Origin of the sequence: Asticcacaulis sp. (assembly GCF_020217185.1) — a bacterium.
In the GTDB taxonomy this organism is placed as follows: Bacteria; Pseudomonadota; Alphaproteobacteria; order Caulobacterales; family Caulobacteraceae; genus Asticcacaulis.
Genome location: NZ_JAIWNX010000072.1, coordinates 1 through 10,000 on the forward strand (window position 1 = coordinate 1; position 10,000 = coordinate 10,000).

The 10,000-nt window shown below is 63.1% G+C and carries 8 protein-coding genes; 2 read left to right on the forward strand and 6 right to left on the reverse strand.

The features are described 5' to 3' along the window. Positions 1–557 (forward strand): M24 family metallopeptidase (locus tag LDL37_RS03485; RefSeq protein WP_290794400.1); only part of this gene is annotated, 557 nt, incomplete at its 5' end. Between the two features lie 92 nt (positions 558–649). Further along, positions 650–904, forward strand: coding sequence for a hypothetical protein (locus LDL37_RS03490; protein ID WP_290794403.1), 255 nt, complete (start codon positions 650–652; stop codon positions 902–904). A 2-nt stretch (positions 905–906) separates the two neighbouring features. On the opposite strand, the gene ligA is transcribed toward LDL37_RS03490, so the two are convergent. From ligA to ftsA, 6 genes are all read right to left on the reverse strand, one after another. After that, entirely contained in the window at positions 907–3,000 is a 2,094-nt protein-coding gene (ligA, locus tag LDL37_RS03495) for an NAD-dependent DNA ligase LigA (protein WP_290794406.1), read from the reverse strand. A gap of 46 nt (positions 3,001–3,046) precedes the next feature. After that, positions 3,047–4,756, reverse strand: coding sequence for a DNA repair protein RecN (gene recN / locus LDL37_RS03500; RefSeq protein WP_290794409.1), 1,710 nt, complete (start codon positions 4,754–4,756; stop codon positions 3,047–3,049). A gap of 51 nt (positions 4,757–4,807) precedes the next feature. Continuing rightward, a complete protein-coding gene (locus tag LDL37_RS03505) occupies positions 4,808–5,716 on the reverse strand; it encodes an outer membrane protein assembly factor BamD (RefSeq protein ID WP_290794412.1) in 909 nt (302 codons plus the stop codon). Positions 5,717–5,811: 95 nt separating this feature from the next. Next, a complete protein-coding gene (gene lpxC / locus LDL37_RS03510) occupies positions 5,812–6,705 on the reverse strand; it encodes a UDP-3-O-acyl-N-acetylglucosamine deacetylase (RefSeq protein WP_290794415.1) in 894 nt (297 codons plus the stop codon). A gap of 217 nt (positions 6,706–6,922) precedes the next feature. Further along, positions 6,923–8,581, reverse strand: a complete 1,659-nt coding sequence (ftsZ, locus tag LDL37_RS03515; RefSeq protein ID WP_290794418.1) for a cell division protein FtsZ — start codon at positions 8,579–8,581, stop codon at positions 6,923–6,925. 418 nt (positions 8,582–8,999) lie between these two features. Further along, on the reverse strand, positions 9,000–10,000 hold a 1,001-nt coding region (ftsA, locus tag LDL37_RS03520), incomplete at its 5' end, for a cell division protein FtsA (protein ID WP_290794421.1).

The window sequence follows — 10,000 nt, forward strand, 5'->3', positions numbered from 1 at the left end:
GCACCATGGCCATCGGCACGCCGAGCGCCGAACACAAACGCATGTTCACCCTGGTGCTTAAGGGGCACATTGCACTGGCCACCATCCGCTTCCCGGCGGGCACGACCGGCACGCATCTCGACGTGCTGGCGCGGCAGTTCCTGTGGAACGCCGGGTTCGACTACGACCACGGCACGGGCCACGGTGTCGGCGTTTATCTGGGGGTGCACGAAGGCCCGCAGCGCATCGCCAAGGCGCTCAATGCCTATGCCCTGCAACCCGGCATGATCGTTTCCAACGAGCCGGGCTTCTATAAGGCCGGTGACTTCGGCATCCGTATCGAGAACCTGCAATACGTCACCGAAGCGGCCCCCATTACGGGCGGTGAACGCCCGATGCTGGGCTTCAAGAACCTGACCTGGGCACCGATTGATCGCAGCCTGATTGAGGTGTCGCTGCTCAGCGAGGCCGAGCGTCGCTATATGGACGATTACCATGCGGAGGTGCTGCGCCTGCTGTCGCCGCGCGTAAATCCGGAGGTGGCAGACTGGCTTAAAACCGTCTGCGCGCCCTTATAAAGGCTTTATATCCGGCAAAATCAGAACGACCTGCGCCCTTATCCGGCAGGGCATAAAGTGTCCCCGTAATCATCAGTCTGCGGAGGGACACCATGCCTGCCAGCACCGTTTTTCAACCCGCCACCGACACCTTCGGTCAGTTCACCGTTTCGCATAGCCCGGCACGCGCCCTGTCGCCCGAAGCCGAAGCGCGCAAGGCCGCCCGCAGGCATTTCCTGATCGGGACGGGCTTTGTGGCCGGTCTGATCGCCCTGTTCGGGATGGTATCGCTGGCCGACCGCACCCTGTTCCCCGAACCGCAACTGACGGCGCAGGAACAGGCCTATTTCGCCACCGCGATGGATTGACCTTATACCAACCCGATAAAGGCCAGCCATTCGTCCTCGGTCATCACCTGAACGCCCAGTTCAGCCACTTTTTTGAGCTTTGAACCCGCGCCCGGTCCGGCCACCACAATGTGGGTCTTGGCCGAAACCGAACCCGCCACCTTGGCCCCCAGCCGTTCGGCCTGCGCCTTGGCTTCGTCGCGCGTCATCTTTTCCAGCGTGCCGGTAAACACCACCGTCTTGCCCGACACCGCCGAATCCCCGGCCACGGCCTCGGCATCCTGTACGCTGAGCTGCGCCACAAAGCGCTGATAGATGCCGACATTGTGGTCGTTCGAGAAGAACTCGATCAGCGCGGCCACCAGAGACGGCCCGACCTGATCCATATTATCGAGCGCCGCCTTCACCTCTTCATCCCCCGCCGCCAGCGCCATCATGGCGTCGCGGAAGGCGCTTTCCGAATGGTAGGCCCGCGCCAGCAGACGCGCGGTGGTTTCCCCCACCCCCTTGACCCCCAGAGCGGCAATAAAGCGGTCGAGTGGCAACTGGCGGCGGTCTTCGATAGCCTTGAACAGGTTGCGCGCTGAGGTCTCGCCCATGCCTTCGCGGTTACGCAGCGGCGTCAGAGACGTCTTGTCCCGCGCCTCCAGCGTGAAAATATCCGCCGGTTCGCGGATCAGCCCTTCTTCGCTGAACTTCTGAAGCTGCTTTTCGCCCAAACCCTCGATATCGAGCACCTTACGGCTGACGACGTATTTCAGATATTCGACGCGCTGATGCGGGCAGGCGTGTTCGCCGGTGCAGCGGCGCGCCACCCCCTCCTCGCCCTTGAGGTTCAGTTCGCGCACCACGGCGGTCTTCAGCGGACAGGGGCAGACGGTCGGAAACGCATAGGGTTCGGTCCCGTCCGGACGCTCAGACAGCTCGACGCCGACGATCTGCGGGATGACATCGCCCGCGCGCTGCACACGGACCAGATCGCCGATACGGATATCCTTGCGCGCGATCTCATCGGCATTATGCAGCGTCACGTTCGACACCACGACGCCGCCGACATTGACCGGCTCCAGCCGCGCGACGGGGGTCAGGGTGCCGATGCGTCCGACCTGAATGTCGATGGCCTTCAGATGGGTCAGGGCCTGTTCTGCCGGAAACTTGTGCGCAATGGCCCAGCGCGGCGAGCGCGAGACGAAGCCCAGCCGGCGCTGGTAGTCCAGCCGATCGACCTTATAGACCACCCCGTCGATGTCGTAACCGAGGCCCGACCGGTCGCGCTGAATCGCCTCATAAATCTCCAGCAAGCCATCGCTGTTTTCGGTCGTGGCCGAGCGCGGATTGACCTGAAACCCCCACTCGCGGAACTTGGCCAGCGCCTCGGTCTGCGTACTGACAAAGCCCGGATCGCTGACCTCCCCCCAGGTGTAGGCGAAGAAACGCAGGGGCCGCGAGGCGGTGATGGTGGCATCCAGTTGCCGCAGCGCGCCGGACGCCGCATTGCGCGGATTGGCAAAGACCTTACCGCCCTCTTCGGCGGCCTTGGCGTTCATGGCGGCGAACTCGGCCAGCGGATAATAGACCTCGCCACGGATTTCGATGCGTTCGGGATGGCCCGCGCCGCTCAGCACATGCGGTACGTCCTTGATGGTGCGGACGTTTTCAGTGATGTCTTCGCCTGTGCGCCCGTCGCCGCGCGTCGCCGCCCGCACCAGCTTGCCGTTCACATAGAGGAGCGAACAGGACAGGCCGTCGATCTTGGGCTCCGCCGCGAAGGCCAGCGGCTCTTCCGGCGGCAGGCGCAGGAAGCGACGGATGCTCTTTTCAAAATCGGCCACGTCTTCCGGCGCAAAGGCGTTGTCGAGCGACAGCATGGGCACGCCGTGCTGAACCGGGGCGAATTTGCTCGAAATCTCGGCCCCCACCTGTTCGGTCGGACTATCGACCGTATGCAGGTCCGGATACTGCGCCTCCAGCGCGCGCAGTTCCTGCTCCAGCGCGTCGTATTCGGCATCGCTCAGTTCGGGCGCTTCCTGATTATAGTAGAGATCGCGGTGGCGCTTGATCTCGGCAGAAAGCTGTGCGTGGCGCGCCTGCGCCGTATCGGGTGCGTGTGTGGTCATGTCTTGTCTTTATCCCTCCCCTGAGATCAGGGGGGAGGCTATGCCTTTACCCCTTCACCAACGCCATAGCGGCGGCGCGGGCTTCGGGGGTGATTTCGGCGCCCGACAACATGCGGGCCAGTTCTTCCAGCGTCTCGTCCTTGCTCAGTTCGACGACGCGCGAGCGCATCCCCTCACCGGCATCGGCCTTGGAGACCTTCAAATGCTGATCGCCGCGTGCAGCCACCTGCGGCGAGTGGGTGACGACGATCACCTGAGAGCGCTGGGCCAGCTTACGCAGGCGCAGCCCCACGGCATCGGCCACGGCACCGCCCACGCCCTGATCGACCTCGTCAAAGATCATCACCGGACCGGCCGCGTCTTCGCCACCACGCGTGGATAGAGCCGCCTTGAGCGCCAGGGCAAAGCGCGCCAGTTCGCCGCCCGACGCAATGGCCGCCATCCCCCCCCAGTCGGCGCCGGGATTGGTGCGGACCTCGAACGTAATCACATCGCCGCCCGCAGCACCGTACTTTTCAGGCTCCAGCGGGCGGATGGCGACGCGGAAGGCCGCCTTGTCGAGCTTGAGCGGCACCAGTTCGGCCATGACGGCGGCACTCAGCGCCTCACCGGCCGCCAGACGCTTCTGCCGCAGGGTTTCAACCGCCGCATGGAAGCCCTGTTCCGCCACGGCAATCGCCGCCGCCAGCTTTTTCAACTCGGCATCGGCGTCTTCGATACGCCCCAGAGACTGGGCGATCTCGGCGCGCTTCCTGGGCAGGTCCTCGACCAGAATATTCAGCTTGCGCGCCATGGCCCGCAGGGCGAACAGACGCTCCTCAACGCGGTCCAGCTTGCCCGGCTCGACATCCAGCGCATCAGCCGCCGCATCCATCAGGGCCAGCGCCTCATCGGCGGCAATCAGGGTGCGGTCGAGCGCTTCGGCGGCATCGGACAGCGCCTTGAGCACCGCATGGCCCTCCCCCGCCCCGGCCTGCTGCGCCCGGGTGCGGGCGTGATCGAGGGCACGGAAGGCCTTGGACAGGCGCTGCGACAACTGATCGCCGCCGACCGTGGTACGCGCCTCATTGATGTCTTCCAGCGCCCGCTCAGAGGCCCCCAGAAGCGCGCGGTCAGACGCCAGTTGCGCCTCCTCATCCGGCAGCGGGTTGAGGCGGTCCAGTTCCTGAAGGCGCAGGGTCAGTTCTTCGATTTCGGCCGTGGCATTGTCGGATTGCCGTTTGAGGTCGCGGTACTGATCGCGCAGGGCCTTAAGCGTGCGGAAGGCCGCCGCCGTGGCCGCCAGCGCCCCTTCGCAACCGCCATAGGCATCGAGCATGGCTCCGTGCGTGCGCGGATCGAGCAGGCCGACCGTCTCATGCTGGCCATGCACTTCCAGCAGACCATCACCCAGCGCCTTGAGAACGCTGACCGAGACCGACTGATCATTGACGAAGGCCTTGGAGCGCCCGTCACGGCTGACCACCCGGCGTAGCAGCAACGGCTCACCAGGCTCTACGGCCAGCCCCTTGTCTTCGAGAAATTCATACAGCGGGTGCCCGGCGGCCAGATCGAATTCGGCGGTGACCGAGGCCTGCGGCGCACCGGCACGGATCAACCCGGCATCACCGCGCGCGCCGGTGGCCAGACCCAGACTGTCGAGAATGATGGATTTGCCGGCCCCGGTTTCACCGGTGAGTACCGAAAGGCCCTGCCGGATATCGAGATCCAGCCGATCAACGAGCACAACGTCTTGAATAGACAGGCGTGTGAGCATGGAAACCCTGACGAAAAAGCCGTGAGTCGGCTCACGGCTGTTTCTCTCAGATTACATCGGGTTGATGCGGCTTAGCCAGCTCTTTTTCTCTTTTTGTTCTTTTTTCGCCGGTTTGGTTTTTTCGGCAACCGGCAGCGGCTTGATGTCCATTGGCTGCCCGCGCTCCTGCATCAGCTTGTAGGCCGCCGTGTACCAGCGGTCGCCCGCATAGTTATAGCCCAGCACCGCCGCATTGCGGTTGGCTTCGTCGGTAATACCCATCATCAGATTGGCTTCGACGAGACGATAGAGGGCTTCGGGCGTGTGCGAGGTCGTCTGATAGCGGGTGATGACCGTCTTGAAGCGGCCAATGGCCGCCAGAGGCTGGTTTTGCGCCAGATAGAAACGGCCGATTTCCATTTCCTTGCCGGCCAGCTGGTCATAGACCATGTCGAGCTTCACCTGGGCGTCGCGGGCATATTCGGTGCCCGGATAGCGCTGCACGATTTCACGCAGATAGGCCTGCGCCGTTTCGGTATAGGCCTGATCCCGGCCCACATCGACGATCTGCTCGAAATAGTTGATGGCCCGCATATAGTAGGCATAGGGGGTCAGGGGCGAGCCCGGATAGAGCTTGATGAAGCGTTCCGCCGCCGCCGTCGATTCGTTATAATCGTTGGCCTGATAGTGGGCGTAGATTTCCATGATGATCGAACGGCGCGACCATTCCGAATAGGGGTGCTGACGCTCCACCTCTTCGAAATAATCCACCGCTTCGTTCCAGCTCTTTTCGTCCAGACGCTGCATGCCGGTATTGTAGAGCGCCTCGACCGGGCGCTCCTCGTACACCAGACGCGTGCGTTGCTTGGGCTTACCGGCGCAGGCCGTGAGGGCCACAGCCGCCAGCGCCGTCAGCAGCAGAAGCTTTGCCGAGGTCTTGCCGAAGGAGGGAGAAGCGGTCGAAGTCGTATAGGCCGGCACGATAAATCCTCATCAGGCCGGTGTCAGTCGCCCGGCAGTCTTAACGCTTTATGGAGGATAGCTCTACAACGGCGCGCCACAAACGCCAACAGGTTTTAACCAACCTGCTGGAGCACGGGGGCACGGGTCACGATCCGGTAGGCATCCGGTTGCGACAGTAGGGCACGGACCGCGGCATTATTAAGGCCATGACCGGCGCGGATTCCTTCAAACCTGCCAAGAATGGGCATACCGAGCACGTAGAGATCACCAATGGCGTCCAGCGCCTTGTGACGCACGAATTCGTCGGCAAAGCGCAGGCCTTCGGCGTTCAGCACGCGGTCGCCGTCGATGACGATGGCATTGTCCATCGAGCCGCCACGCGCCAGACCGGCCGCGCGCAGGGCTTCGACACCTTCGATAAAGCCAAAGGTGCGGGCCGCCGCCAGTTCGGTGCGGAAGGTGTCTTCGGTGACGACCATTTCGATTTCCTGATGGCCGATGACGGCGCTGGGGAAGTCGATTTCGAAGTGCATTTCGAAGCGGTCAGCCGGATAGAAGGCCGCGCGCTTGTCGCCTTCGACGACCACGACCGGCTTGAGGATTTCGATGACCTGCTGCGGCTGCGCCTGACGGCGGAACCCGGCCTGATCGAGCAGTTGCACGAAAGGCTGAGCCGAACCATCCATGATCGGCACTTCCGGACCATCCAGCTCGATCAGAGCATTATCGACGCCGAGCGCCGACAGAGCGGCCATCAGGTGCTCAATGGTCGAAACGGATACGCCCGCCGCATTGGTGATGACGGTGCCCAGACGGGTCTGCGTAACCAGATCGGCGCGTGCCGGCACGCGGTTGTCGCGGTCACAGATGTCGGTACGCACAAACACAATGCCCGTACCGGCGGACGCCGGACGCACGGACAGGCGCACACGTTGACCGGTGTGCAGGCCGACGCCCGCGCAGATGGCAGGAACGGCAATCGTATGTTCGTGGTGGTCAGGCGACATGGAACGCATAAACCTAAAAATGAACGCGCGGAAAGGTTTCCGCTCACGTCAGTTTATACGCCCCGACACCCCCTCGCCTCAACTAAACATGGATTACGGTTTGTAACGCCATGATTAACGGGGTTTGGCGGCGCTCATCCCCTGCTTTTAAAGCCTCTTTGCCAACAAAAAAAGCCCCCGGCGAACCGGGGGCTTTCATCAGGCATTACTGTCCTTGTCAGTTCGCGAGGCGGCGAAGAAAGGACGGGATTTCAAGATCATCCTCCGCTTCCATGCCCGGCAGGACGTCCGACTTAGCGGCGGCCTGAGGGGCCGCTTGCGGGGCGGGCGCAGTTGCATAGGGCGACGGGGCCGGCGCCGAAGGCTGACGGTATTCCGGAGCCTGTGTCACCGGCGCATCACTACGCTTGGGAAACAGACCACGCCACAGGCCACCCCGGTCGTCTTCGCGCGGCGACTGTACGGCGGCACGCGCCGGCTCAGGGGCGCGCGTGGTGCCGTAACCGGCCACCGGACGCGGCGGGATTTCGCGTTGCACCGGCTGCGGTGCCGGCTGAACCGCCGGGATATCGAATTCGTCTTCGACCGACGGATCGACGATTTTCGCAATAATGCGTGGCTCAGTCTGAGCCACAGGGGCCGGAGCCGGCTGCGGCGCAGGCGCTGCGGCGACGGGTTCCGGACGCACTTCCGGCTGATAGGCCGGTTGCACGGGGGTTTCAGCCACAGGCGCGGGCTGAACCGGAGCCGGTTGCGGCGCAGGCGCTGCCGGAGCCTGACTTAGCGGGGCCTGAACGGCGACCGTCTGAACCGGCTGAGCCTGACCCGGACGGCCGGGCGTGATGTAGATAGACTGACGCGGCGGGGTCGAAGCCGAAGCCTGCGGCACCGGCGGCTGTTGCTGAGCGGCGGCGGAGTCCATGCCAGTCGCCACGACCGACACGCGCAGCTTGCCTTCCAGCGACGGATCGAAGGCCGCGCCGAAGATGATATTGGCGTCCGGATCGACTTCCGACGAAATGGCATTGGCCGCTTCATCGACTTCGAGCAGGGTCATGTCGAGGCCGCCGGTGACATTGACCAGCACCGCCTTGGCACCCTTGAGCGAGGTTTCGTCGAGCAGCGGGTTCTGGATGGCGTTCTGCGCCGCCTGAAGCGCGCGGTCATCGCCAGTCGCTTCGCCCGTACCCATCATGGCCTTGCCCATTTCGGACATGACCGAGCGCACATCGGCGAAGTCAAGATTGATGAGGCCCGGCAGCACCATCAGGTCGGTGATGGAGCGCACGCCCGAGTGCAGCACCTGATCGGCCATGCCAAAGGCTTCGGCGAAGGTGGTGCGCTCATTGGCGATACGGAACAGGTTCTGGTTCGGGATAACGATCAGCGTATCGACGTAGCGTTGCAACTCAGCGATACCGGCATCGGCCAGACGCATACGGTGGCGGCCTTCGAACATGAAGGGCTTGGTCACCACGCCGACGGTCAGGATGCCGCGTTCACGCGCCGTCTTGGCGATGATCGGCGCGGCACCCGTACCGGTGCCACCGCCCATACCGGCAGTGATGAAGACCATATGCGCGCCTTCGAGGTGCTCACCGATCTCATGCGCCGACTCTTCGGCAGCGGTCATGCCGACTTCCGGATGGGCACCCGCGCCCAGACCTTGCGTCAGCGAGACGCCGAGTTGAACACGACGGTCGGTCTTGGCAAACTGGAGCTGTTGCGCGTCGGTATTGGCGACGACGAACTCAACCCCTTCGAGGCCCGCCTCGATCATGTTGTTGACGGCGTTGCCGCCCGCGCCACCGACGCCGAAAACGACGATGCGGGGCTTCAATTCCGTGGCGCGCGGCGCCGAGAGATGTATAGCCATGTGATCAGACCAACCTTCCGTGACCCTGTCCGGGCGACCTTTGTTCCCGTCCAATTATCGACCCGGCGCTCTTGTCAAAAAGCGCTCACAAGCATCGATCATGAGACATCGAATATGCTTAATGAATAGTTACCCGATAACTTGAGTCGCAGCGATTTGAAGGTCTTTTTGCGATAAATTTTAACAAAAGTTACCACTTGATGAATTTCCACCCTCCCATCCGAATCAACCGGCAGGGCATCAAGCGAAAATGGCCAAAATTACGGCCACTTATGCACAGAAGATTAATCCGGAATCAGGAATCCTTACCCGTACATTAACGCACGCACCATGCAGCCGCATACCGCCCAAACGCAAACGGGACGCCCGAAAGCGTCCCGCTAAAACTGTGGATTTTTTTGCATATCGTGGCAACCGGTTACAGATTTTGCTTGAGCCAGTCTACCACGCGGCTCATCAGATGGCCCTTGGCGGCGCTGGGCGCGTCCTTGGGCGACAGGCGCGCTGTCATGATCTTGCGCGCCGGGACCACGTCGCGCGGGCCATAAAGCGTGCGCAGGATCACCCCGGCACAGGCGGCAAAGGCCGGTCCGGCAGCCGCATCGGCCAGGTGTGGTACGCGCTTGGGCTTACCCAGACGCACAGGACGATCGAACACGCGGATGGCCAGTTCGCGCACACCCGCCAACTGCGACGCACCGCCCGTCAGGACGATACCCGCACCTGGGTCGATCGGCACGCCAGAGGCCTTCAGCTTTTCACGCAGCAGTTCAAAGGTTTCTTCGACGCGCGGGGCGATAATACCTTTGAGGATCGAGCGCGGCACGGAGATCGGCGGGGCCCCGGCATCGTCACCGCGCGGCGGCGCTTCGACCATTTCGCGGTCTTCGTTGGACGAGGCGATGGCCGAGCCGTGCAGCGTCTTGACGCGCTCAGCGCCCACGAGCGTAGTGGACAGGCCGCGCGCAATGTCGGCCGTGACGTGGCTGCCGCCGACATTCAGGCAATCGACGTGTACCAACGCGCCCCCATAGAAGACGGCCGCCGTGGTGCACGAGGCGCCCATGTCGATGCAGATGCAGCCCAGTTCCTTCTCGTCTTCTTCCAGCGCCGCGACCGCCGCCGCCAAAGGCGCGGAGACAATCGCCTGCACCTCAAGGTGCGCCATGCCGACGCATTGCATGATATTGTTAAAGACGTTTTCGTCGATGGTGACGACCAACAGTTCAAGCCCCAGGGTACGGCCCGTCAGGTTGCGCGGATCGCGCACGCCGCTATGGCCATCGACGGCCCAGCTTACCGGCAGCAGGTGGATGGGGCGACGATTGGGGAAGCGCACCTGCGCCAGACCCGAAGCGATGGCGCGGTTGAGATCGTCATCGGAGATCGGCTTCACACCGACCGACACCTGAGCGAAGA

Coding starts and splice junctions, on each gene's coding strand:
- LDL37_RS03490 (WP_290794403.1), top strand. CDS start 650: ATGCCTGCCAGCACCGTTTTTCAACCCGCCACCGACACCTTCGGTCAG.
- ligA (WP_290794406.1), bottom strand. CDS start 3,000: ATGACCACACACGCACCCGATACGGCGCAGGCGCGCCACGCACAGCTT.
- recN (WP_290794409.1), bottom strand. CDS start 4,756: ATGCTCACACGCCTGTCTATTCAAGACGTTGTGCTCGTTGATCGGCTG.
- lpxC (WP_290794415.1), bottom strand. CDS start 6,705: ATGTCGCCTGACCACCACGAACATACGATTGCCGTTCCTGCCATCTGC.
- ftsZ (WP_290794418.1), bottom strand. CDS start 8,581: ATGGCTATACATCTCTCGGCGCCGCGCGCCACGGAATTGAAGCCCCGC.